The 22,936-nt window shown below is 63.9% G+C and carries 23 protein-coding genes; 15 read left to right on the top strand and 8 right to left on the bottom strand.

What is annotated here, in order from left to right; translation table 11 throughout:
* Nucleotides 1-739: 739 nt before the first annotated feature.
* Together galE and U873_RS0116205 are read right to left on the bottom strand one after the other, a co-directional pair.
* The gene (gene galE / locus U873_RS0116210; protein WP_029978441.1) at nt 740-1,753 is read right to left on the bottom strand and encodes a UDP-glucose 4-epimerase GalE; all 1,014 of its coding nucleotides are present in this window, start codon (nt 1,751-1,753) and stop codon (nt 740-742) included.
* A 371-nt stretch (nt 1,754-2,124) separates the two neighbouring features.
* Nucleotides 2,125-3,045 (bottom strand): histone deacetylase, encoded by a 921-nt coding sequence (locus U873_RS0116205; protein ID WP_025129256.1) that lies wholly within the window; start codon nt 3,043-3,045, stop codon nt 2,125-2,127.
* A gap of 75 nt (nt 3,046-3,120) precedes the next feature.
* Between U873_RS0116205 and U873_RS0116200 the strand changes: the two genes are divergently transcribed.
* The 3 genes from U873_RS0116200 (at nt 3,121) to U873_RS0116190 (ending at nt 5,253) form a co-directional block, all read left to right on the top strand.
* Entirely contained in the window at nt 3,121-3,690 is a 570-nt protein-coding gene (locus tag U873_RS0116200) for a GNAT family N-acetyltransferase (RefSeq protein ID WP_025129255.1), read from the top strand.
* Nucleotides 3,691-3,793: 103 nt separating this feature from the next.
* A complete protein-coding gene (tesB, locus tag U873_RS0116195) occupies nt 3,794-4,663 on the top strand; it encodes an acyl-CoA thioesterase II (protein ID WP_025129254.1) in 870 nt (289 codons plus the stop codon).
* Entirely contained in the window at nt 4,660-5,253 is a 594-nt protein-coding gene (locus U873_RS0116190) for an HAD family hydrolase (protein ID WP_025129253.1), read from the top strand. Before tesB ends, U873_RS0116190 begins: the two co-directional genes overlap by 4 nt.
* Nucleotides 5,254-5,277: 24 nt before the next feature.
* Here U873_RS0116190 and U873_RS0116185 read toward each other — a convergent pair whose 3' ends face one another.
* Both U873_RS0116185 and U873_RS0116180 read right to left on the bottom strand, forming a co-directional pair.
* Entirely contained in the window at nt 5,278-6,249 is a 972-nt protein-coding gene (locus tag U873_RS0116185) for a hypothetical protein (RefSeq protein WP_025129252.1), read from the bottom strand.
* Nucleotides 6,250-7,152 carry a neutral zinc metallopeptidase gene (locus tag U873_RS0116180; protein ID WP_025129251.1) on the bottom strand — a complete coding sequence of 301 codons (903 nt, stop codon included), beginning with the start codon at nt 7,150-7,152 and terminating at the stop codon, nt 6,250-6,252.
* A 141-nt stretch (nt 7,153-7,293) separates the two neighbouring features.
* On the opposite strand from U873_RS0116180, the gene pcaQ reads away from it, so the two are divergent.
* From pcaQ to pcaG, 3 genes are all read left to right on the top strand, one after another.
* Complete coding sequence (gene pcaQ / locus U873_RS0116175; RefSeq protein ID WP_025129250.1) at nt 7,294-8,223, top strand: pca operon transcription factor PcaQ; 930 nt, start codon at nt 7,294-7,296, stop codon at nt 8,221-8,223.
* 103 nt (nt 8,224-8,326) lie between these two features.
* Nucleotides 8,327-9,046, top strand: coding sequence for a protocatechuate 3,4-dioxygenase subunit beta (pcaH, locus tag U873_RS0116170; protein ID WP_025129249.1), 720 nt, complete (start codon nt 8,327-8,329; stop codon nt 9,044-9,046).
* Between the two features lie 10 nt (nt 9,047-9,056).
* Nucleotides 9,057-9,662, top strand: coding sequence for a protocatechuate 3,4-dioxygenase subunit alpha (gene pcaG / locus U873_RS0116165; RefSeq protein WP_025129248.1), 606 nt, complete (start codon nt 9,057-9,059; stop codon nt 9,660-9,662).
* A gap of 80 nt (nt 9,663-9,742) precedes the next feature.
* On the opposite strand, the gene U873_RS0116160 is transcribed toward pcaG, so the two are convergent.
* Nucleotides 9,743-10,591 carry an aldo/keto reductase gene (locus U873_RS0116160; RefSeq protein ID WP_025129247.1) on the bottom strand — a complete coding sequence of 283 codons (849 nt, stop codon included), beginning with the start codon at nt 10,589-10,591 and terminating at the stop codon, nt 9,743-9,745.
* Nucleotides 10,592-10,893: 302 nt separating this feature from the next.
* On the opposite strand from U873_RS0116160, the gene U873_RS0116155 reads away from it, so the two are divergent.
* The 4 genes from U873_RS0116155 (at nt 10,894) to U873_RS0116140 (ending at nt 14,765) form a co-directional block, all read left to right on the top strand.
* Complete coding sequence (locus tag U873_RS0116155) at nt 10,894-11,670, top strand: IclR family transcriptional regulator (protein ID WP_025129246.1); 777 nt, start codon at nt 10,894-10,896, stop codon at nt 11,668-11,670.
* Between the two features lie 229 nt (nt 11,671-11,899).
* Nucleotides 11,900-12,952 carry a Gfo/Idh/MocA family protein gene (locus tag U873_RS0116150; RefSeq protein WP_025129245.1) on the top strand — a complete coding sequence of 351 codons (1,053 nt, stop codon included), beginning with the start codon at nt 11,900-11,902 and terminating at the stop codon, nt 12,950-12,952.
* Between the two features lie 7 nt (nt 12,953-12,959).
* Nucleotides 12,960-13,775, top strand: a complete 816-nt coding sequence (locus U873_RS0116145) for a sugar phosphate isomerase/epimerase (protein WP_025129244.1) — start codon at nt 12,960-12,962, stop codon at nt 13,773-13,775.
* Nucleotides 13,776-13,886: 111 nt separating this feature from the next.
* A complete protein-coding gene (locus U873_RS0116140) occupies nt 13,887-14,765 on the top strand; it encodes a DMT family transporter (protein WP_025129243.1) in 879 nt (292 codons plus the stop codon).
* Nucleotides 14,766-14,834: 69 nt separating this feature from the next.
* On the opposite strand, the gene U873_RS0116135 is transcribed toward U873_RS0116140, so the two are convergent.
* Nucleotides 14,835-16,169: an MFS transporter gene (locus U873_RS0116135; protein WP_025129242.1), complete on the bottom strand. Its 1,335-nt coding sequence runs from the start codon at nt 16,167-16,169 to the stop codon at nt 14,835-14,837.
* A 510-nt stretch (nt 16,170-16,679) separates the two neighbouring features.
* Between U873_RS0116135 and quiC the strand changes: the two genes are divergently transcribed.
* From quiC to U873_RS0116120, 3 genes are all read left to right on the top strand, one after another.
* A complete protein-coding gene (quiC, locus tag U873_RS0116130) occupies nt 16,680-18,590 on the top strand; it encodes a 3-dehydroshikimate dehydratase QuiC (protein WP_025129241.1) in 1,911 nt (636 codons plus the stop codon).
* Nucleotides 18,591-18,694: 104 nt separating this feature from the next.
* A complete protein-coding gene (locus U873_RS0116125; RefSeq protein ID WP_025129240.1) occupies nt 18,695-19,372 on the top strand; it encodes a TetR/AcrR family transcriptional regulator in 678 nt (225 codons plus the stop codon).
* A 47-nt stretch (nt 19,373-19,419) separates the two neighbouring features.
* Entirely contained in the window at nt 19,420-19,644 is a 225-nt protein-coding gene (locus tag U873_RS0116120; protein ID WP_025129239.1) for a hypothetical protein, read from the top strand.
* Between the two features lie 68 nt (nt 19,645-19,712).
* On the opposite strand, the gene U873_RS0116115 is transcribed toward U873_RS0116120, so the two are convergent.
* Together U873_RS0116115 and aroQ are read right to left on the bottom strand one after the other, a co-directional pair.
* On the bottom strand, nt 19,713-20,567 hold the full coding sequence (locus U873_RS0116115) for a shikimate dehydrogenase (protein ID WP_025129238.1): 855 nt from the start codon (nt 20,565-20,567) through the stop codon (nt 19,713-19,715).
* Entirely contained in the window at nt 20,564-21,013 is a 450-nt protein-coding gene (gene aroQ, locus U873_RS0116110) for a type II 3-dehydroquinate dehydratase (RefSeq protein WP_025129237.1), read from the bottom strand. The genes U873_RS0116115 and aroQ overlap by 4 nt, the downstream gene beginning before the upstream one ends.
* 304 nt (nt 21,014-21,317) lie before the next feature.
* Between aroQ and U873_RS0116105 the strand changes: the two genes are divergently transcribed.
* Together U873_RS0116105 and U873_RS0116100 are read left to right on the top strand one after the other, a co-directional pair.
* Entirely contained in the window at nt 21,318-21,839 is a 522-nt protein-coding gene (locus U873_RS0116105) for an RNA polymerase sigma factor (RefSeq protein WP_025129236.1), read from the top strand.
* Between the two features lie 63 nt (nt 21,840-21,902).
* Nucleotides 21,903-22,919 (top strand): FecR family protein, encoded by a 1,017-nt coding sequence (locus U873_RS0116100; protein WP_025129235.1) that lies wholly within the window; start codon nt 21,903-21,905, stop codon nt 22,917-22,919.
* The last annotated feature ends 17 nt before the right edge of the window (nt 22,920-22,936 follow it).

The raw sequence follows: 22,936 nt of genomic DNA, 5'->3' as shown, positions 1-22,936 counted from the left end.
GGCCAGCGGTGTCGGAGGGGGCGCAAGTGCTCGGGTTCTGTGCCTGTGGTCAGGTCAGGGGTTGTGCCAGTGCTGATTGTTGATCAAAAAACATACAGGTTGCTGCAGGCCTTGCCTGGCGTGGGCTGCAAGGCCTTTTGCTCAGGTTATCCACAAGCGGTTCCCCAGGGATTGGGGGTAATGCCGTGAGTGGTTCAGGGTGGGGCGCAAGGCCTGGTCAAAAACTAATCGGTTAGCTGCAGGCCACGGGTGGCGAGGGCTGCAGCACCTTTCGCTCAGGTTATCCACAAGCGGTTCCACAGCGAATGTGGGTAAGGCGTCCAGGATTGAGTGACAACCTGATGACGTCCAGGCCCGCTACGTCCTGCAATCTGGGGGCGGGCCGTGCCGAGCCAGGGCTTGTCCAAGCCATCCCCTGCCCCGATGTTCTTCGGGGCTTGATGAACGGCTTGATCAGGCCTTCTGGGCGCAGTACTGGAATGCTCGGGGCGTCGTGCATGCAGGTGATGAGAACCCGAAAAAAGCCAGCGGCTTTCACATGTGTGCAACCCAGGGGCAACCCGGTCCCGGCAGGCCGATGGTCGTCATGCTGATCGAGGGGCCGGCCGGCAGGGCATTTCAGTTTGTCCCGTTCTTCAGGGATGAGGGTTGATGCCCTGAGGGGCACCTTCCGGCAAGCCCTACCCATGGGTTCTGAGGCGTTGCACTAGTGCCGATCAGCGCCACTTCAATCAAACGTTCACTTGTAGCCATCTGGGTTGTTGGACTGCCAGCGCCAAGTGTCTTCCATCATGTCCTGCAGCCCCAGTTCGGCCTTCCAGCCCAACTCGGCAAGTGCCTTGGATGGATCTGACCAGCATTCTGCAATGTCTCCCTGACGACGCCGAGAGAGGGTGTAAGGGATGGCGCGGCCCGACGCTTTCTCAAAGGCCTGGATCATGTCCATTACTGAGTAACCAACTCCGGTGCCGAGGTTCCAGACGTTGGCTCCGGTATGTTCGGAAATATAGTTCAGGGCTGCCAGATGCCCTTTGGCGAGATCGACGACATGGATGTAGTCACGAACTCCCGTTCCATCCGGGGTGGGGTAGTCGTTGCCATAAATAGAGAGCTGTTGGAGTTTCCCTACGGCAACACGAGCGATGTAGGGCAGGAGGTTTTCCGGAACGCCATTGGGATCTTCACCCAACTGGCCACTCTGATGGGCACCCACCGGATTGAAGTAGCGCAGCAAGGCCACAGACCAGCGAGGGTCGGATGCCACCAGGTCCTGCAGCATCTTCTCCACCATCAACTTGGAGTTGCCATAGGGGTTGGTCGGTGTTCCCGTCGGGCATGTCTCGACAACGGGTATTTGTGTCGGGTCGCCGTAGACTGTTGCGGAGGAACTGAATACCAAACGGTATATACCTGCTGCGGCCATGGCTTGGCACAAGGTAATACTGCCACTCACGTTGTTCTGGTAGTACGTCAACGGCTGCTGGACACTTTCTCCTACGGCCTTCAGTCCGGCGAAGTGTAGAACGGCATCAATTTCATGTTCGGAAAAAATACGATCAAGGGTCGCCCGATCGCAAACATCACCTTGAATAAAAAAAGCTTCGCGTCCGGTTATTTCCTGGACTCGCTGCACTGACTGCATGGAACTGTTGCACAAGTTATCAAGTACTACTGCCTCGTGGCCGGACTGAAGTAACTCCAATAATGTGTGCGAGCCAATATATCCCGCACCGCCAGTTATTAAGAATCGCATTGTCTTGATCCTGTTTTAAATGAATTCCAGTACTGGAGTGCAGTGCTATCTGGAGATGAAGTTTGAGAAATGATAAGGCACCGCCAGCAGGTTCTTGAAGCTTTTATTCGGTGCTGCCCAGCAGTGTGTGGATCACTGATGCCAACGCCGCACGGGGGCGCCTGGTTGGCCCGCTCCCCGTCCAGAAGGCCGCTTGAGGGGAGCCCTGGCGCCGGGCAGCAGATTGCGCAACAACGACGCCCGGGCCTTGGGCGTCAGCAAGTCGATCAAGCGAAAGACACCCCGCTGCTGGGCCCGGTGACAAGGGCTGCAGGGGAGGGGGCAGGTTATCCACAGGAGGTGCCACAGGCGGCGCGGGTACGGCGTGCACATCAGTGACAACCTGCTGAGGTCCACACTCGCTGCGCACTGTGGTGGAGGATGCCGTGACGCCGGGCCAGGGCCTGGCGGTCCTTGCTGTAGCCGCCGCCGATCACGCCCATCACCGGGATGTCCCGGCCCAGGCAATGGCGCATGACTCGTTCGTCGCGCTCGGCCACCCCGGCATCGGTGAGTTTGAGGTAGCCCAGGGCGTCGTCCCGATGCACGTCGACCCCGGCGTCGTACAGCACCAGGTCCGGCTGATACAGGGGCAGCAGGTAGTTGAGGGTGTCGTCCACCACTTGCAGGTACTCGGCGTCGCCCATGCCCATGGGCAGCGGGATGTCCCAGTCGCTCTGGGCCTTGCGGGCGGGGAAGTTCTTCTCGCAGTGCAACGAGACGGTCACCGCGTCAGGGGTATGTTGCAGGATCCGTGCAGTGCCATCGCCCTGGTGCACGTCGCAGTCGAAGATCAGCACCCGGCCCACGCGCCCGCTTTCCAGCAGGTAATGGCTGATCACCGCCAGGTCGTTGAAGATGCAGAACCCTGCCGGGTAGTCGTAGTGGGCGTGGTGGGTGCCGCCGGCGAGGTGGCAGGCCAGGCCATGTTCCAGGGCCTGTTCGGCGGCCAGCAGAGAACCGCCGACGGCGCGCACGGTGCGCCGGGCCAGGGCTTCGCTCCAGGGCAGGCCGAGGCGCCGCTGGTCTTCCCGGGACAGCTCGCCTTGCAGGTAGCGCTCGATGTAGCCGGGGTCGTGGGCCAGGGCCAGGACATCCGCCGGGCACAGCTGCGGGCGCAGCAGGTCGGCATCACGGGTCAGGCCGCTGTCCACCAGGTGGTCGCGCAGCAGGCGGAACTTGTCCATCGGGAAACGATGGTCCGCAGGGAATTCGGGGCTGTAGTCGTCGTGGTAGATCAGCGGCAGTGTCATGGCATTTTCTTGGATGAACCCGTGAAGGATCCTACCAGCGATGTAGACTTGCACCCACGGAAACGGAGGGCACCGATGGAGCCGATACTGCAACTTGAAAGCGCGCGCCTGTTGCTGCGCCAATGGCGTGACGATGATCTGCCGGCATTTGCGGCGATGTGTGCCGATCCTCAGGTCATGCGTTATTTCCCGGCGCCCCTGAGCCGCCTGGAGAGTGCTGCGCTGATCGGGCGGATACGCGGGCAATTTGCCGAGCACGGCTTCGGGGTCTGGGCCCTAGAGCGTAAGGATACTGGCGCGTTCATTGGTTTTACCGGCCTGGGCGTCGTCGGTTTCGAGGCGTCGTTCACCCCGGCAGTGGAAATCGCCTGGCGCCTGGCGCGTGAGCACTGGGGCCTGGGATACGCCAGCGAGGCGGCCTGGACGGCGCTGCGCTGTGCCTTTGACCGGCTGACCCTGGATGAGGTGGTGGCCTTCACCACCCTGGGCAACCTGCCGTCGCAGAAGGTCATGCAGGCGATTGGCATGCAGCACGCCGCCGAGGAAGATTTCGAGCACCCGAACCTCGCCGGCGATCACCCTCTGCGCGAGCATGTGCTGTACCGCATCACCCGCGAACAATGGTTGGAAACCTTGCATGGATAGCAAGCGCGCACGTTTAGAATGTGCCGATGAAGTGCTTGACCCTAATCGATATGACCGCCGCAGCCGAGATTGCGCGGTTTTGCTCTGTGTGAGGAGAGTCTGAATGAGTGACGTGCTGGATGATCTGGTCGACCTGTTGACCCTGGAAGCCATCGAGGAAAACCTGTTTCGCGGCCGCAGCCAGGACCTGGGTTTTCGCCAGTTGTTTGGCGGCCAGGTACTCGGCCAGTCCTTGTCCGCGGCCAGCCAGACGGTCGAGGAAGCGCGCCACGTGCACTCTCTGCATGGTTATTTCCTCAGGCCTGGCGATGCCGGGTTGCCGGTGGTCTACCAGGTGGACCGGGTACGCGACGGCGGCAGCTTCAGCACCCGTCGGGTCACCGCGATCCAGAAGGGCAACCCGATCTTCACCTGCAGTGCGTCCTTTCAGTACGACGAGGAAGGTTTCGAACACCAGATCACCATGCCCCAGGTGGTCGGCCCGGAAAACCTGCCCTCCGAACTGGAGATCACCCAGCAGCGCGCGCACCTGATTCCCGAGCACATGCGCGAGAAACTGCTGTGCCCCAAACCCATCGAAGTGCGCCCGGTCACCGAGAAGGACCCCTACAACCCGCAGCCGATGGACCCGGTCAAATACGTGTGGTTTCGCGCCGACGGGCCCTTGGCCGACAACCCGGCGCTGCACAAGTACCTGTTGGCCTATGCCTCGGACTTCGGCCTGCTGACCACCTCGATGCTGCCCCACGGCAAATCGGTGTGGCAGAAGGACATGCAGGTGGCCAGTCTCGACCACGCCCTGTGGTTCCATGCCGACCTGCGGGCCGATGACTGGCTGCTGTATGCGATGGACAGCCCCTGGGCCGGCAATTCCCGGGGTTTTTCCCGGGGCAGCGTGTTCAACCGTGCCGGCCAGCTGGTAGCCTCGGTGACTCAGGAAGGGTTGATCCGTCACCGCAAGGATTGGGCATGAGCCTTAGAGACATTGAACACTGGGTTTTCGACATGGACGGCACCCTGACCATCGCCGTGCATGATTTCGCGGCGATTCGCCAGGCACTGTCGATTCCTCCCGAGGACGACATCCTCACTCACCTGGCGGCCTTGCCGGCGGATGAGTCCGCGGCCAAGCACGCCTGGCTGCTGGAGCACGAGCGCGACCTGGCCCTGGGTTCGCGCCCGGCGCCGGGGGCGGTAGAGCTGGTGCGCGAACTGGCCGGGCGTGGTTATCGCCTGGGCATCCTGACCCGCAATGCCCGGGAGCTGGCCCATGTGACCCTGGAGGCCATCGGCCTGGCGGACTGCTTTGCCGAGGCCGATGTACTGGGGCGCGACGAAGCCCCGCCCAAACCCCACCCCGGTGGTTTGCTGAAGCTGGCCGAAGCCTGGGATGTGGCACCGCAACGCATGGTCATGGTCGGTGACTACCGCTTCGACCTGGACTGCGGGCGTGCTGCGGGGACGCGCACGGTACTGGTGAACCTGCCGGACAACCCCTGGCCGGAACTGACCGATTGGCATGCGCGCGATTGCGCACAGCTGCGCGAACTGCTGTCGGCCTGAGGGCCTTCGCCGGCAAGCCGGCTCCTACTGGAACAGCGCCGCCTGCCCCGCGGGCGAGGTGAACATCCGGTCGCCGTCATGCCCGACCCCGGGCACTTCCACCAGCTGTTGTGGCAAGCCTTGCGGATGACGCCGCATCAGGTAGTCGAAGTAGTTGTGCCCGCGAACCAGCCGATACGCGCCCTGGGTCTCGGCGGCGCAGCTCTTGTCCAGGGCCGGGTGGTTGGGGTCGATGTCCTGCTGGCCCAGCAGGTAGGTGATGTTGCGCTGCACATAGCCCTGTTCCAGCTGCGCCGCAGATTTGCCGAGCGCATAGGCCGGCAGGTGCTGCAGGCCGTATTTCCAGTCATTGAAACCTGGGCAACTGGCCGGCTCGAAAGCCACCGGGCGCGAGGGGTCGAAGTAGGCGTAGGACGACGGATTGGCGATCACGTAGCGCAGGCCGATTCCGGCTTTTTCCAGCTTCGGATGGTTGCCGGTGGTCAGGGCATAGCGTTGCACCACCTGGGCGCCGCCGGAGTGGCCAGCGATCACCACTTCCTTGAGTGCAGGAAAGAGCTGGCGGTCCTGCAGCCGCTGGAGGATGGCATCCAGCACCGCATAGGAGCTGATGGCCAGTGGGCCGGTAGCGGGCTCGCCGGCCATCCAGTCATTGCCCTTCCAGCGCAGCAGCGGGTCCGGCAGCTGATGACGGGCGATATCGCTCTGATTGAGAAACTGTGGGGCGATCACCAGTGTCGCGACGCTTTGCCCGGCCTGCCCGGCGGCGGTTTCGCCGCTGCGCAGGTAGGTCTGGGCATTGCGCAGCCGGCCATGAACGATGATCAGGGCCCGCTGCACCTGGGGCAGTGGCTGGCGCCAATCCTGGCTCAGGCCCAACGCGAGCTCGCCGCTACCCAGGGCCAGGCGTTCGGGGCTGAGAACCTTGACCCCATGTTCCGTGGCCTGGGCACTGAAGCAGCCCAGGCACAGCAGCATTGCCAGCAGCCAGCGCATCTACAGGCTCTTGGCGGCGAAGGTATCGCACTGGCCGACCTGGCCCTGGCTGAACCCGGTCTTGAACCAGCGCACCCGCTGCGCGGAGGTGCCGTGGGTGAAGGAGTCCGGCACCACCCGGCCCTGGCCTTGCTGCTGCAGGCGATCATCGCCGATGGCGTTGGCGGCGTTCAGGGCTTCTTCAACATCTCCGGGCTCCAGCCAGTTCAGGCGTTGCTGGGCGTGGTAGGCCCAGACCCCGGCCAGGCAGTCGGCCTGCAGCTCCTGGCGCACCAGCAAGCCGCCGTCGCCTTCCATCTGCCGGCCTTGCTGGCGTGCGGCTTGCATTTTCGCCGAGACCCCGAGCAGGGTCTGAACGTGATGCCCAACCTCGTGAGCGATCACATAGGCCTGGGCGAAGTCTCCAGCAGCGGAAAAACGCTGGGCCATTTCCCGGAAGAAGTCCATGTCCAGGTATACCTGCCGGTCGGCAGGGCAGTAGAAAGGCCCGCTGGCGGAGGTGGCGGCGCCACAGGCGGAGTTGACCCGGCCACGGAACAGAATCAGCTTGGGCGGCTGATATTGGCGGCCGGCCTGCTGGAAGATCTGGCCCCAGGTGTCTTCGGTGTCGCCGAGGATCGCGCGGACGAATTCCGCCTGCTCGTCATTGGCCGGGGGCGCCTTGCGCGCCTGGGGGGTGGCCGGCGCCGAAGTCTGGGTGCTTTGGCCACCCTGGCCCAGCAGTTGGCCGAGGATCTGCAACGGGTCCTGGCCGGTGGCCCAGCCGATGCCGACGATCAGCACGATCGCCGTCAGGCTCAAGCCCTTGCCCCCACCAAAACGCATGCCGCCACCACCACCGCCGCTACTGTCATCTCGCGCATCCACGACGTTGTCGCTGCGCCGGCCTTTTTTCCAAAGCATGGGGGAGTCCTCGTTTTTTTCTGCTGGTCAGTGTTGCTGGTGGCTCGAACCGGCGCCAGTCCGGTCGTCAGGGATTTTTGCGCACGCTACCATGGCCCGCTGCCGGATCGGTCCGGTGCCGACACATTTCGGGGCTCCCTATTGAACATCGATACCCGCATCAAATTCCGTCACCTGGTGTGTTTTCTTGAAATGGCCCGCCAGGGCAGTCTGGCCCGGGCTGCCGATGTGCTGGCGGTGAGCCAGCCGGCGATGTCGAAAACCCTCAAGGAACTGGAAGCGCTGCTGGAGACCCGGCTGTTTGCCCGAAGCAAGGCCGGCCTCAGCCTGACCGAGGCCGGCCGGGCCTTCCTGCGCTATGCCGGGCCTTCGGTGCAGGCCCTGCGTGAAGGCGTCAGCAGCCTGCGGGGCGGCGAATATGCCGCCGGGCTGGTGCGTATCGGCGTGCTGTCCACCGTGGAAAGCCTGCTGCTGCCCGAGGTGATGCGACGCCTGCACCAGCGCCATTCGGCGCTGACGGTGAGTGTGGTGACCGGTCCCAGTGCTTATCTGCTTTCGCAGCTGCGGGTGGGCGATCTGGACCTGGTGGTGGGGCGCATGACCGAGAGTCCGGAGATCCAGGGCCTGAGCTTCGAGCACCTGTACAGCGAATCCATGACCCTGGTGGCGCGCCCCGGGCATCCGTTGGCGGCTGGCCTGCTGGATCGCGATGCCGTGAGTGTCTACCCGCTGGTGCTGCCCTTGGCCGGCACCAGCATCCGCAAGCACGCCGACAGCCTGTTTGTGCAGTGCGGCGTTGCCCTGTCGCAGCAACGCCTGGAAACCCTGTCGGTGGCCCTGAGCCGGCGCTATACGCTGTCCAGCGATGCCTTGTGGATTGCGCCCCTGGATGCCGTGCGCCTGGACCTGGCCAACGCTGAGCTGCTGGAACTGGACCTGGGCCTGCGCGAGCCCGGAGGCTCGGTGGGTATTTCCAGCAACACCAGCCTGCCGTTGTCCCTGGCCGGGCAATGGGCGGTGGAGGTGTTGCGGGAAGTCGGGATTGCCTATCGCGAGGGACGTTATCCATAACTGTTTGGTTATGGATAAGGGGCGGCTTTTCAATGTTCCACCTTCCTGCTTTGTTTGAAACTGCGTCGGCTGCGCTCCATAAATCAAACAACAGGAGATCGACATGTCTGATGCAGACAACAGTCGCTTCGTGATTCGCGACCGTAATTGGCACCCCAAGGCCCTGACTCCCGACTACAAGACCTCGGTCACCCGCTCCCCGCGCCAGGCGCTGGTGAGCATTCCACAATCCCTGAGTGAAACCAGCGGCCCGGACTTTTCCCACCTGCGTACCGGGCGTTTCGATAACGACCTGCTGCTCAACTTCAACAACGGCGGCTTGCCGGTAGGGGAGCGGATCATCGTTTCCGGGCGGGTCTGCGACCAGTACGGCAAACCCATTCCCCATACCCTGGTGGAGATGTGGCAAGCCAACGCCGGCGGCCGCTACCGGCACAAGAACGACCGCTACCTGGCGCCCCTGGACCCGAACTTCGGTGGTGTCGGCCGGGCCCTTACCGACCGTGACGGCTACTACAGCTTCCGCACCATCAAGCCCGGCCCTTACCCCTGGCGCAACGGCCCCAACGACTGGCGCCCGGCGCACATTCACTTCTCCATCAGTGGCCCGTCGATCGCCACGCGGTTGATCACCCAGCTGTATTTCGAGGGCGACCCGCTGATCCCGCTGTGCCCGATCGTCAAGTCGATCGCCAATCCGGAGGCGGTGCAGAGCCTGATCGCCCGCCTGGACATGGGCAACGCCAATCCCATGGATTGCCTGGCCTACCGCTTCGACATCGTGCTGCGCGGCCAGCGCAAGACCCACTTCGAAAACTGCTGAGGAGCCTGCCATGCCCATTCAACTGTTGCCTGAAACCCCCTCGCAAACGGCCGGCCCCTACGTGCATATCGGCCTGGCCCTGGCAGCGGCGGGAAACCCGGCCCGCCCGGAAGAGATCTGGAACCAGATGGCCAAGGCCGATGCGCCGGGCGAGCAGATCTTGCTGATCGGCCACGTCTACGATGGCAATGGCCACCTGGTGCGGGACTCGTTCCTGGAGTTCTGGCAGGCCGACGCCGCCGGGATCTACGATCCGGTGTTCGATACGGAAAAGCCGTTCAACTGCTTTGGTCGCACCGCCACCACCTTCGATGCCGGGGAGTGGACCCTGAACACCGTCAAGCCCGGGGTGGTGAGGAATGCCGCCGGCGTGCCCATGGCGCCGCACATCAACCTGGCGCTGTTTGCCCGGGGGATCAATATCCACCTGCACACCCGGCTGTACTTTGCCGATGAACCGGAAGCCAATGCCCAGTGCCCGGTACTGAACCTGATCGAACAGCCGCCGCGCCGGGAAACCCTGCTGGCCCACCCCTGCGAGGTCAATGGCCAGCGCGCCTATCGCTTCGATATCCGCATTCAGGGTGAAGGCGAGACGGTGTTCTTCGATTTCTGAAACATCGCTAAGCCCGGGATGGCCGGCGATCGAGAAGCCGCTCCCTGACGCCGCGTCGCGGTATCAGGGAGCGCTTCGTTTCAGCGGTCGAAGTGGTCCCACACCGGAGCGAAGTCCGGGCTGACCTGGCGCTGATCCTTGGGCAGGCTGGCGATCAGCGCCCGGTCCTCGTCGTCCAGCTGGACCTTGAGGGATTCCAGGTTGGCCAGCTGGTTGGCCCGGCTGCTGGCCTTGGGGATGGCCGCCACATTGTCCTGGTCCAGCAGCCACTTGAGCGCCACCTGGGTCGGCAGCACGCCGTGCTTGGCGGCGATCTGGCGGATCTCGGCCACCTCGGAAACCTTGTTGCGCGCCAGCGGCGTGTAGGCGGTCAGCACCATGTCGCGGCTGCGGGCATAGTCCAGCAGGCCGCTTTGCCCCAGCAGCACGTGGTATTCCACCTGGATCGCCGACAGCGGCGCGCCCCAGCCTTCGATCACCCGGCGCAGCAGGGCCAGGGGAAAGTTGGCCACGCCAATGTGTTTCACCAGCCCCTGTTCCTTGAACGACACCAGGGTTTCGATGCTGCGCTCCAGTTCCCAGTCGCTGCTGGGCCAGTGAATGTGGAACAGGTCGACGTAGTCGGTTTGCAGGGCTTTCAGGCTGCGCTCCAGGGAGTGGCGCATGGCGTCGGGTTGCAGCTGGTCCCACCAGACCTTGGTGGTGACGTGGATCTGCTCCCGGGGCACTGGAGTGTTGGCCAGGGCCTGGCCCACGGCGTCTTCGTTGTTGTAGGCCTGGGCGGTATCGATGTGCCGGTAACCCAGCTCCAGGGCCTGTTCCACGGCGCGAGTGCATTCGGCATCGAGCATCGGCCAGGTGCCGAGGCCCAGCTTGGGCATGTGCAGGCCCGCGTGGGTCAGGACTGGGCAATCTACGGAGTGAGGCATGGGCATTCTCCCTGTGGATAAAACAGCGCAGCCGGGTAGGCGGGGCTTTGAGTGTCGTTGGCGTTGGACAGCGCGGCCGGCCAGAAAATGCCCGGAAAATCGAGTTCAGGCTCTGTCGCGGCAATTGGTATTGTGGAAATCGGTTCCAAAAAATATACGAGCTCGGCTAACCTGCGCACAAGGCGTTGTGCCGGGCGTGAGGCTCGGTCGCGCCGATTTCGGGCGGTAATCGAACCACGCCCGGCAGTTTCCCAACCGGCCCGTTGTCACTAGAATCGGCCAAATTTTGTCGGGACCCGACCATGGCTGGCAGTCAAATCGAACGCGTCTTCAGTGTTCTCGAACGTCTTACCGCTGATCCCCGCGGCCTGCCGCTGCAGACCCTGGCCGAGCAGCTGGAAATCCCCAAGAGCGCCACCCACCGTCTATTGGCCGAGCTGATTCGTCTGGGCTATGTGCGGCAGAATTCGGACAACCTGCGCTACCAGCTGTCCACCCGGCTGGTGGCCATGGGCTTTCGTTACTTGTCCGCCAGCGGCGCCGACATTGTCCAGCCGGTGCTCGATCGCCTGGCCCAGGAGTCCGGTGAGCTGGTGCGCCTGGGGGTGATCGAAGGCGAGCGCCAGACCTGGATCGCCAAGTCCCAGGGCGCGCGGTCCGGTTTGCGCTACGACCCGGACATGGGCCGCGAGGCGCCGTTGTTCTACACCGCTTCCGGGCACGCCTGGCTGGCCACCCTGAGTGATGCCGAGGCCTTGTCCCTGGTGGAACGCCAGCGCGTGGCAACCCCGGCGGACCTGGGCCCCAATGCACCGCGTTCGAACATCGAGCTGCTGGAGCGTTTGCGCCTGGCCCGGGAGCAGGGCTACGCCTGGGTCGAGGAAAGCTCTGCGGTAGGCACCTCGGCGATTGCCGCGGTGGTGCGCCATCCCATCGATGGCCGGGTTGTGGGCGTGCTCAGCGTCGCCGGCCCCAGCGCGCGCCTGCCCCTGGCGCGGCTGCATGAACTGGCGCCACTGCTGCTGCAGTTTGCCGAGGAACTGTCGGCCGCCAGCCAGGCCTCCGAGCTGTTCCACTGAGGTAAGGCTCCAGGGCTGGTGGTGACCCTGATATCGCTGCGGCTGTTGCACCGCCGTTCAGCGCTTGCGGCAGCGGCTTGTGGCCGCTGTCGATGCAGCTTGCCAGCGGTAGCATGCAAAGCCGTTCGATAATCGGACAGTATTTTTTCTCCCTCTTGTATGAAAGTGGAACTGAGTTCTAAATATTTGAAATTCAGTGTCCCAATAACAATCACAAGAGGATCTTCCATTGAGCACGCCACTGCGCATCGCCCTGATCGGCGTCGGCAATATGGGGCAGCAGCACTATCAACACCTCAAGACCCTGGCCGAGGCCTGTCTTTGCGCGGTGGCCGACCCCGGCCCTCAGGCGGCCGCAATCGCCGGGCAATGGCAGGTGCCGCATTTTGCCGATCACCAGAGCCTGCTGCGGGAAATTCGCCCGGATGCAGTGATCGTTGCCAACCCCAATAACCTCCACGTCACTACCGCCCTGGATTGCCTGGCCGCTGGCGTGCCGGTGCTGCTGGAAAAACCGGTAGGCGTGCACCTGGATGAAGTGCGGGAACTGGTAGCGGCAAGTCGTACTTGCGGGGTGCCGGTGCTGGTGGGCCATCACCGGCGGCACAACCCATTGATCGCCCGCGCCCATGAACTGCTGCGCAGCGGCGCCCTGGGGCAACTGACCAACGTCACCGCGCTCTGGCAGCTACAGAAGCCCGAGCGCTATTTCGACATTCCCTGGCGCCGCGAAGCCGGGGCCGGCATGTTGCTGACCAACCTGATCCACGACCTCGACCTGCTGCGCTACCTGTGTGGTGAGGTGCGCCAGGTTCAGGCCATCACCAGCAACAGCGTGCGCGGCTACGCCAACGAGGATTGTGCTGCGGTGCTGCTGCAATTCGACAACGGTGCCCTGGGTAGCCTGACCGGTTCCGATGCCGCGGCCGCGCCCTGGAGCTGGGAGCTGGATTCCGGGGAAAACCCCGCGTACCCGCGTCAGGCCGACCAGCCCTGTTACCTGCTGTCCGGGACCGCAGGCGCCTTGAGCATTCCCCAGCTCAAGCGCTGGCACTACGCCGAAGCCGGGGCCGGTTGGCATGAGCCGTTGCTGATGCAAGAGGAAGCCTGCGCCCCGGGCGAAGCCCTGCGCCTGCAGTTGCAGCACTTTGTCCAGGTGGCCCGGGGAGAGGTTGCGCCCCTGGTGAGTGCTGCCGATGCCGGGCGGACCCTGGCGCTGGTTGAAGCTATTCGTCAGGCCGCCGCCACTGGGCGCGCCTGCACCCCAACCCTGATTGAGTGAACAACAGATGAGTGAGCGGATTTTCTCCCTGGCCAGTCTGACCGTGCTGGAGCTGTCCCCGCCGCAGATGGTCGAGGTGGCGGCGCAGGCCGGCTACAGCCATGTCGGCCTGCGACTGGTCCCGGCCACCCCGGAAGAACGGCATTTCCCGTTGGTGACGGATGCCGACCTGCGCCGCCAGACCCTGGCCCGACTGCGGGATACTGGGGTGCGGGTGCTGGATGTGGAAATCCTGCGGCTCAAGCCGCAGACCCGGATCAAGGACTTCGAGGGCGTGCTGGCAGTGGGCGCCGAGTTTGCCGCCAGCGAGTTGCTGGTGGCGGGCAATGACCCGGATGAAGCCCGCATGACCGACAACTTTGCCGCCTTGTGCGATCTGGCGGTGCAGTACGGCTTGCACCCTCATCTGGAGTTCATGCCCTGGACCGACGCGCGCAACCTGGAGCAAGCGGTACGGGTGGTGGAGAACGCCGGTCGCAGCAACGGCTGCGTACTGGTGGACGCCTTCCATTTCGATCGTTCGGCATCGCGCCTGGAGGACCTGGCCAAGGTCGCTCCGGCGCGTTTGCGTTATGCCCAGCTGTGTGACGTGGCCGGGCCCCGTCCGTACGATATGCAGGAAATCCTGCGCCAGGCGCGCAACGAGCGACGTTTCCCGGGGGACGGCGATTGCGATCTGCCGGGCTTGCTCAAGTGCTTGCCGGACAACCTGCCCCTGAGCCTGGAGATCCCCACGCTGCAGTTGCTGGAGCAGGGTGTGAGTGCCTTGCAGCGGGCCCAGATGGCCCTGGATAAAGCCCGGGCGCTGCTCGCCAGGATCTGAATCCGCAGCAGGGCAATCGCCGGCCAGCCGGCTCCTACAGGAGGGAGGTATGCCCCGTAGGAGCCGGCTGGCCGGCGAAACGGTTTCTCCCATTGTTCCCAAGGAATGCCCATGACCCGCAGCACGCCCCTCTCCGGGACCAACCACCCCTTCAAGGGCATTGTGCTGATCGTTCTGGCGACCTTCCTGTTCGCCAGCCACGATGCCCTGTCCAAATACCTCTCGGGGTTCTTCCCGGTGATCATGGTGGTCTGGGCCCGTTACCTGATCCATACCCTGCTGATGGCCGGGATCTTCCTGCCGCAATCAGGCTTGCGGGTGCTGCGCAGCAAGCGCCCGCTGCTGCAGTTGCTGCGAGCCCTGTGCCTGTTGAGCACCAGCTTGCTGTTCACCTCGGCGCTGTTGTTCATTCCCCTGGCCGAGGCCACGGCGGTCAACTTTCTTGCCCCGGTGCTGGTCACCGCGCTGTCGGTGCCGCTGCTGGGCGAACAGGTGACCCGGGGCCAGTGGCTGGCGGTGATCTGCGGTTTTATCGGGGTGCTGATCATCGTCCATCCGGGAGGCGAACTCTTCACCCCGGCAGTGTTGCTGCCGTTCTGCTCGGCGCTGTTCTTCTGTTTCTATCAACTGCTGACCCGCAAGCTGGCCGAGCATGACAGCCCGACCACCAGCAACTTCTTCGCCGGGCTGTGCAACACCCTGGTGATGAGTGCCCTGGTGCCGTTCTTCTGGCAGACCCCGGGCCTGGTCCATGGCCTGCTGATGCTGGCGCTGGGCGCCTGCGGCATGAGTGCCCATCTGTTCCTGACCCGGGCCTTTGGCCATGCGGCGCCGGCCCTGCTGGCGCCGTTCGGCTATTGCCAGATTGTCTTCGCCGGGTTGCTGGGCTGGCTGCTGTTTGGCCACGCGCCGTCGTTGATCACCCAGTTGGGCATTGCAGTGATTTGCCTCAGCGGGCTGGCAGCGGCCTGGCAGCAGCGGCGGAGTTGAGCCCGGGAGCGCAGAACTGCGGGCAAAAAAAAGCGCAGGCCCGCCACCGGGCCTGCGCAAGGCGGAGCATCAGTCTTCTACGTGGGGAATCTTGCGCGGGGCCATGAAGTACATCCAGGTCAGGGCTATGAAGTACATGGCCGGGATCAGGGTGAACAGCAGGGTGTAGTTGTTGTTGGTCGCGGTCAGGATGTGGCCGACGATCTGGGTCATGAACATGCCGCCGATGGCTGCGCACATGCCGCCGAAGCCGAACACCGTGCTCATCATGTGCTTGGGCGTGTAGTCCATCACCAGGCTCCAGATGTTGGCGGTCCAGGCCTGGTGGGCGCCGATCCCCAGGGAGATGGCGAACACGGCCAGCCAAAGGTTGGCGGTGCCGGCGGCCATGATCACGCCGATGATGCAGCAGGCGAACAGGAACATCGACAGCAGCCGCGCCTTGATCGGGTTCATCCCTCGGCCGATGAGGAACGAGGAGAGGATGCCGCCGCCGACGCTGCCGAAGTCGGCGGTCAGGTAGATGATGATCAGCGGGATGCCCATCTGGGTCACGTTGATCCCCAGGTTGTACTGCTGGTTGAGGAAGGGCGGCAGCCAGTACAGGTAGAACCAGAACACCGGTGCGGTCAGCGAGTAGGCGATAGCGAAGGCCCAGGTGCCGCGCATGCGCAGGATGCGGCTGAAGGGCACGCGGGTCGGTTCGGGTTCCACCTGCTGCTGGATGTAGGCCAGCTCGGAAGCTTTGACGCGGGGATGATCTTCCGGGTTGAAGTACTTCAGGCCCCAGAACAGCAGCCACACGCCACCCAGTGCCGCCATGCACAGGAACGCCGCCTGCCAGCCCCAGGCATGCAGGATCAGCGGCAGCAGCATCGGGGTGAACATTGCGCCGACGTTGGTCCCGGCGTTGAAGATGCCGGTGGCCACGGCCCGTTCGCCAGCCGGGAACCACAGCCGCGTGGTCTTCACACAGGCCGGGTAGTTGGCGGCCTCGGTCAGCCCGAGGATGAACCGGCAAACCATGAAGCCCGCCGCCGAAGTGGCCAGGCCATGGGCGCCGGTGGCCAGGCTCCAGAGCAGTACGGCGAAGAAGAACACGCGCTTCACGCCGACCCGGTCGATCAATCGTCCCTGCAGCACGAAGCCCACGGCGTAGCCGACCTGGAACCAGAAGTTGATGTTGGCGTAGTCCATCGCCGTCCAGTTCATTTCCTTGGCCAGGATCGGCTGCATCACGCCCAGTGCGGCGCGATCGATGTAGTTCAGGGTGGTGGCGAAAAATACCAGGGCGAGCATGCCCCAGCGGGTCTTGCCGACGGCCATGGCGCCGCGGATCTTGTCGCCGATGCCGCCGGCAACGCTGAGGCTCGGGGCAATGCGAGAGCTTTGGGAAGGAATCATGTAGGCCATCCGTTCAGTGACTGACGAGCCAGGGCTCGTCGGAACTCAAGGGCGCGTGATCAATCGTCAGCGAGGGCGTGCTGATTGACCGGCTGGGTAGGTTCGTCGTTGCCGCTTGAGTTGGGCAGGCGAACGCTGTCGTCTCGACGCATCAGCTCAGGGCTGGGGCGTGTTGCTCCAGGGGCCGATCGAGGTCGCTCCAGGCATGAGCCTACGGGATGTGCAGCAGTGCGGGGCGTTGAGTGCAAGCATGAGGGTGTACCCGATTTTTGAAATTTTTATGGTGTGTTCTGGGTCTGGGTGATTGAAGCCGGAGGTTGTGGGGCCGGCTCAATGTGCTGTCGATGGTGCGCAGTGGCTGAAAAATCGTCAATTCGCCAATCCGCATTTTGTTCGATAATCGAACACAAAACTAACTGGTTCGTACACTTTGAGGAGCGGTGTGGAATAATCCGCGGCAATCCAATAAAGGCACGGGTGCACCGGCCGTTTTCATCCGGGAGTTGAATCATGCAGCGTTCCATTGCCACCGTGTCCTTGAGCGGCACCCTGCCGGAAAAACTCGAAGCCATCGCCGCGGCCGGGTTCGACGGAGTGGAAATCTTCGAGAACGACCTTCTCTACTACGACGGCAGCCCGCGGGAAATCAGGCAGATGTGCGCCGACCTGGGGATTGCCATCACCCTGTTCCAGCCATTTCGGGATTTTGAGGGCTGCCGCCGTGATCGCCTGGCGCGCAACCTGGAGCGCGCCGAACGCAAATTCGACCTGATGCAGGAACTGGGCACCGACCTGGTGCTGGTGTGCAGCAATGCCGCGGCCGACAGCCTGGGGGACCGGCAGATCATTGTCGATGACCTGCACCAGTTGGCCGAACGCGCGGCGGTGCGCGGCCTGCGCATAGGCTACGAAGCCCTGGCCTGGGGCCGCCACGTGAACACCTACCAGCAGGTCTGGGACATTGTCCGCAGTGCCGACCACCCCAGCCTCGGGGTGTTGCTGGACAGCTTCCATACCCTGTCGCTCAAGGGCGACCCCTCGGCGATCGCCGAGATCCCGGGGGACAAGATCTTCTTCGTGCAGATGGCTGACGCACCGATCCTGGCCATGGACGTGCTGGAGTGGAGCCGGCATTTTCGCTGCTTTCCGGGGCAGGGCGAATTCGACCTCCCGGGGTTCCTGGCACCGATCATCAAGAGCGGCTACACCGGCCCCTTGTCCCTGGAGATCTTCAATGACGGCTTTCGCGCCGCGCCGCCACGGGCCAACGCCGCCGACGGCCTGCGCTCCCTGTTGTACCTGGAGGAAAAGACCCGCGAGCGCCTGTGCCAGGAGGCGCAACCGGTGGCCAACCTCGACACCCTGTTCGCGCCGCCTCCGGCCGAGGCCTATGACGGCACCGAGTTCCTCGAATTCGCCGTGGACGAGGCCCTGGGGGCCAAGCTGAGTGGCTGGCTGGAGCGCCTGGGGTTTGCCCGGGCCGGGCAACACCGCTCCAAGAGCGTGAGCCTGATGCGCCAGGGCGACATCAACCTGATCCTCAACTCCGAACCCTATTCCTTTGCCCACAGCTTCTTCGAGGCCCACGGCCCTTCGGTGTGTGCCACGGCAATCCGGGTCAAGGACAGTGCCAAGGCCCTGCAGCGCGCGGTGGCCTACAAGGGCCAGCCCTATCGCGGCCTGGTGGGGCCCAACGAGCTGGAACTGGCCGCCGTGCGCGAGCCCGACGGCAGCCTGATCTACCTGGTGGACCAGCAGCCGGGCGGCCAGCCCTGGTACGACACTGACTTCAACCTGTTCGACGGCGCGCAGGCCAAGGGCAGCCTCAAGCGGGTCGACCACATAGCCATGGCACTGCCGGCGGACAGCCTCGACAGCTGGGTGCTGTTCTACAAGTGCCTGCTGGACTTCACCGCCGACGATGAAGTGGTGCTGCCCGACCCCTATGGCCTGGTGAAAAGCCGCGCCCTGCGCAGCCGTTGCAGCTCGATCCGCCTGCCGTTGAACATCTCGGAGAACCGTAACACGGCCATCTCCCATGCCTTGTCCAGTTATCGCGGCTCGGGGGTGCATCACATTGCTTTTGATTGCGACGACCTCTTCGCCGAGGTCAGTCGTGCCAAGGAAGCCGGGGTGCCGCTGCTGGATATTCCCCTCAACTACTACGACGACCTGGCGGCGCGTTTCGATTTCGATGACGAGTTCCTCAGCGAACTGGCCTACTACAACGTCCTGTACGACCGCGATGCCCAGGGCGGCGAGCTGTTCCATGTCTACACCGAGCCGTTCGAGGGGCGCTTCTTCTTCGAGATCATCCAGCGCAAGAACGGCTACGCCGGCTATGGCGCGGCCAACGTCGCGGTGCGCCTGGCGGCCATGGCCAAGTCCCGCAGCGGCGCGGTGCGTCAGGCCAAGTTGTAGGGGTTTGGTAATCGGCGGTGGCCAAGCACCGCCTCCGTGCTTTCTTTCGCGGGGTGACGCGGCCCATAATCGCCCGCGTGTGCAATGATGGCCGTGAGCCCAGAATGACAATGACCCGTGAACGCTCCATTGCGCCCGCCGAGCCCGCCCTCGAGCCGCGCAAGAGTCGCAAGAACAACCCGGAAAAGACCCGCGAGAACATCCTTCAAGAAGCCATTGTCGAGTTCGTCCAGCAGGGGCTGTCCGGTGCCCGCGTGGACGCGATCGCCGAGCGCATCCACACCTCCAAGCGCATGATCTATTACTACTTCGGCAGCAAGGAGCAGCTGTACGTCGAAGTCCTGGAGAAACTCTACGGCGATATCCGCAGCACCGAGAGCCGCCTGCACCTGGCGGAACTGGCGCCGCAGGAGGCGATTCGCCGGCTGGTGGAATTCACTTTCGACCACCACGACCGCAACGTCGATTTCGTGCGCATCGTCAGCATCGAGAATATCCACAAGGCCGAGTACGTGAAGCAGTCCGGGGTGATCAAGGCGATGAACAACACCATCCTCCATGCCCTGGGCGAGATCCTCGAGCGTGGCGTGCAGGCCGGGGTGTTCCGCCGCGGCCTGGACCCGCTGGATGTGCATTTGCTGATCAGTTCGTTCTGTTTCTACCGGGTGTCGAACCGCCACACCTTCGGCGAGATCTTCCAGATCGACCTGCCGGACGAGAGCATCAAGCAACGCCACCGGGAAATGATCTGCGAATCGGTTCTACGCTACCTGCAAGCCTGACACTTACCTGTGCAGGCATAGGCGTTCCATCTGACAAGGAAAGCACCATGGGCAACCCTGTTCCGACGTTGAAATTGATCCTGATCCTGATGATCGTGGTCGACGCTTTCTGGTTCAGCGAGCGATTGCTGTCCCTGAGCGGCTTGAGCCTGTTCGACTGGCTGCCCAATGCGGTGATCAGTGTGGTGGGGCTTCTGGGCAGCGCGCTGATGATCCTCTTCAACGTGCTGCTGATCGGCCTGCTGTCACGCTTGCAGCTCAAGTCCGAGTAACCCTGGACGGCACTTTCGGCCGCCGCAGTCGGTGACTGCGGCGGCCGGGTCATGCCTGGCCTGGCGCTTTAGCCGTTCATGCTGTGGAAATGCGCGAGCATGCGCTGTGCATCGGCGCTCTGGCCGCTGAACAGCTCGAACGCCTTGACCGCCTGGAACACCGCCATGGTGCCGCCATCCAGGGTGCGGCAACCCAGGGCGCGGGCGTTGCGCAGCAGTTCGGTTTCCAGGGGGAAATAGACAATCTCCGCCACCCACAACTCGGGCCGCAACAGCTCCACCGGCACCGGCATGCCGGGCAGCTTGGCCATGCCCATCGGCGTGGTGTTGACCAGCCCATCGGCGTTGGCCAGGGTGCCGGGCAGGTCGTTTCCGGCCCGGGCCCGAGCGGCCCCGAAGTGCTGGTTGAGGTTGTCCGCCAGGCTTTGCGCGCGCAGGCTTTCCACGTCGAAAAGAGTCAGTTGCTGCACGCCTTCGCTGAGCAGCGCATGGGCCACCGCTGCCCCGGCGCCGCCGGCCCCCATCTGCACCACGTGCTGGCGGGCAACCCCCGGCAGGCCGCGGCGGAAACCTTCGGCAAACCCCAGGCAATCGGTGTTGTGGCCCACACGCTTGCCGTCCTTGAGCACCACGGTGTTGACCGCGCCGATGCCCCGGGCCTCCGGGGACAGCTCGTCGAGCAGGGGCAGGATGCTCTGCTTGCAGGGGAAGGTGATGTTCAGGCCGGTGAAGTTCATTCGCTCGGCAGCGCTCAGCAGGTCGGGCAGGGCGCTGCTGTCGAGCTGCAATGGGTCCAGGTCGATCAACCGGTACAGGTAGCGCAGGCCCTGGGCATCACCTTCATGTTCATGCAGGGACGGGGTGCGCGAAGCCTGGATGCCGGCGCCAATCAATCCGGCGAGCACGCCTGTGTGCCGGGTCATACGCCTTGCTCCTTGAAGCGCAGGCTGAAGTGCTCCAGCGCCAGGCGATAGCCGTGGCTGCCAAAGCCGCACATCACTGCCAGGGCAATCCCCGAGACAAACGAATGATGACGAAACGGCTCGCGGGCGTGGACGTTGGACAGGTGCACCTCGATCACCGGCAGCTCGCTGGCCACCAGGGCGTCGCGGATCGCCACCGAGGTGTGGGTCCAGGCGGCGGGGTTGATCACTATCCCGGCGCAGCGACCACGGGCGGCATGAATCCAGTCCAGCAGTTCGCCTTCATGGTTGGTCTGGCGAAACTCCACCCCAAGGCCCAGTTCCTCGGCGGCGCGGCCGCACAGGGCGGAGAGGTCCGCCAGGGTCTCGTGGCCATAAGTGGCTGGCTCGCGGGTGCCGAGCAGGTTCAGGTTCGGGCCGTTGAGCACCAGAACGATAGGACGCATGGGATATTTCTCCGTTGTTATTGTGGGCGTTGCGGGGGAGGGACAACGCCGTGGGGGTAAATTGTACTAACTGGTTAATTTGGTCAATTGGCCGACGATAAGCGCGAGCGGGGGCGACTATTAAGCGTGCGGTAATCGCACGGACGCTTTTCGGCTGCTCAACCAGCGATCAACCGCCGAGCGCGTGGGGCGGTTTTGCAGGTCGGAGGGAGTGGCGTGTTGTCGCGTGCTTATATCAATTGAAAATCATTCTCGACTGGCCTTAAGATGCCCGGCAATTTCCTTCATGTTCCAGGGAGTCGGTTTGTCGGACGTGGATCTCAAGGGACTGTTTCTCAAGCATGCTGCTGCCCTGCGCGGGTACCTGGCACGCCGGGTACGGGACCCTCAGTTGGCTGCTGACCTGGTCCAGGAGAGTTTCCTGCGCCTGGCGGAGCAGACCCGTGGCGAACGTATCGACAACTCCCAGGGCTATCTCTACCGCACGGCGAACAATCTTCTGATCGACCACGTCCGGCAGGAAGCACGGCGCAAGACCGATACCGTGCCCCATGAAGTACTGGCCGACATCGAGGATGAAGTGGCCGGGCTGGAGGCTCAGGCGATGGCGCAGCAGCAGCGCATGGCATTGAAACAGGCGATCATGGAACTGCCCCCGCGCACCCAGGAAATCTTTCGCCTGAACCGTATCGAAGGCATGACCCACGCCGAGGTGGCCCGGCACCTGAATATCTCCGACAGTTCGGTACAAAAGCATTTGTCCCGGGCGCTGGCGTATGTGATGCAGCGGCTGCAGGCTACCGGCGGTCGGTCGGCCGACGAGTGAATTACCGTAAAAACCGGGGTCAGACGTCACTGCTTATATATAACGAGAAATCGAGATTCACACGTGAATAGCCAGGGTCCGCAAGAGCGCAGTATCACCGAGGCCGCCGCCGACTGGGCGGTGCGTTTGCAGGCGGGAGGGCTGAGCCCTTCCGCGCAGGCCGAACTTGCCCAGTGGCAGGAGGCCGACCCGCGCCATGGCCAAGCCCTGGCTTTTGCCCGGCAGACCTGGGACGCCTTGGCAGACTTGCGCCTGGATCCTGAGCTGGGCTGCGCCTCGCCCCGCCGCAAGGCCCATGAACCGGCAGCGGCCCAGCCCCAGGCGCGCCCCCACCGGCGACGCCGGCTGCCTCGCCTGGCCAGTGCCGTCACCCTGGTCCTGGTGGTCGCCCTGGGCTGGCTGCAAGGACCGCAGGCGCTGGTCTACCTGCAGGCCGACTACCTGACCGGCAAAGGCGAGGTCCGCACTGTGCACCTGGCCGATGGCAGCACGGTGGAGCTGGACTCGGCCAGTGCCATTCGCCTCGACTTCAGCTCCGAGCAGCGGACGGTCCAACTGCTGGCCGGCTCCGCGGTATTCGACGTGGCGCCCATGGCCGGTGAGGAGCGCCGGCCCTTCATCGTGCAGAGTGCCGGCGGCCAGACCCGGGCCCTGGGCACGCGTTTCCTGGTCACCCGGGAAAATCAGCAGCAAGCCTGGGTCGGGGTCTTGCAGCACAGTGTTGCCGTGAGCCTTGACTCCCCGGCACAGAGCGGTCCTTCCGAGCGGGTGCTGCAGGAGGGGCAAAGTGCCCGTTACGACCCGCAAGCGGGGGTGGTGGCCCTGGACGGGCTTGACCTGCAGCGGGCCACCAGTTGGCGACGCGGGGTCCTGGTGTTCGATCGTCAGCCCCTGGCCGTGGTCATCGAGCGCCTCAATCGCTACCGTCCCGGGCGCGTGGTGCTGAGCAGCAACGACCTGGCCCAGCGCCAGGTCAGCGGTGTATTTCCCCTGGACATGCTCGATACCGCCCTGGATACCCTGACCCGGGAGCTGCAGGTGCAGCGTTTCGACCTGGCCGGGGTCAGCCTGATTTATTGAGGCCTGCAGGCCTTTTT

The organism is Pseudomonas sp. PH1b (assembly GCF_000633395.1).
In the GTDB taxonomy this organism is placed as follows: Bacteria; Pseudomonadota; Gammaproteobacteria; order Pseudomonadales; family Pseudomonadaceae; genus Aquipseudomonas.
Note: the sequence above shows the minus strand (reverse complement) of the source record. Positions and strands in the feature narration are given on the sequence as shown.